Origin of the sequence: Levilactobacillus suantsaii (genome assembly GCF_004115745.1) — a bacterium.
In the GTDB taxonomy this organism is placed as follows: domain Bacteria; phylum Bacillota; class Bacilli; order Lactobacillales; family Lactobacillaceae; genus Levilactobacillus; species Levilactobacillus suantsaii.
In genome coordinates this window covers 1-517 of sequence record NZ_QXIL01000070.1, presented here as the reverse complement: position 1 = coordinate 517, position 517 = coordinate 1, and the positions used below count along the sequence as shown (strand labels likewise).

Here is a 517-nt window from a genome sequence, read left to right as displayed (position 1 = left end):
GAGAGTGTAAAATATTTTGTGTAAATGAGTATTGAAAAAGGGAAGACCTTCCCCGTATGATTATAAGCGTCTAAACCAAATCAACGGAGGTCTTCCCCTATGAATCAGTTTAACAAAGAATTGGCAAATGTACTACTATCTCATGGTGATTTAAAAGAAGTTTTTAGAAAACAACTGCAGGATACATTAAATACGTTACTTCAAGCCGAGTTAACTTCTGTTCTAGGCTACGATCCTTATGATCGTCAAGGTTTCAACTCTGGTAACTCTCGAAATGGCCAATATTTTCGTCAAATTGATTCAGAGTATGGAAAGCTGAGTATCTGTGTCCCACGCGATCGCAAGGGCGAGTTTAAGGCTAACTTAATCCCACCTTATTCTCGAAGAGTAGATGCACTGGAAACGACGATTATACAGTTATACGAAAAAGGAATTACAACTCGAGAAATAGCTGACTTAATCGAGAAGATGTATGGAACTCATTATTCACCCACTACGATTTCCAACATTACAGCCA

1 protein-coding gene is annotated in these 517 nt (G+C 38.1%); it reads left to right on the top strand.

Annotated features, from left to right (window positions below; genetic code table 11):
• Positions 1-99: 99 nt before the first annotated feature.
• Positions 100-517 (top strand): transposase (locus DXH47_RS11590; RefSeq protein ID WP_170955024.1); only part of this gene is annotated, 418 nt, incomplete at its 3' end.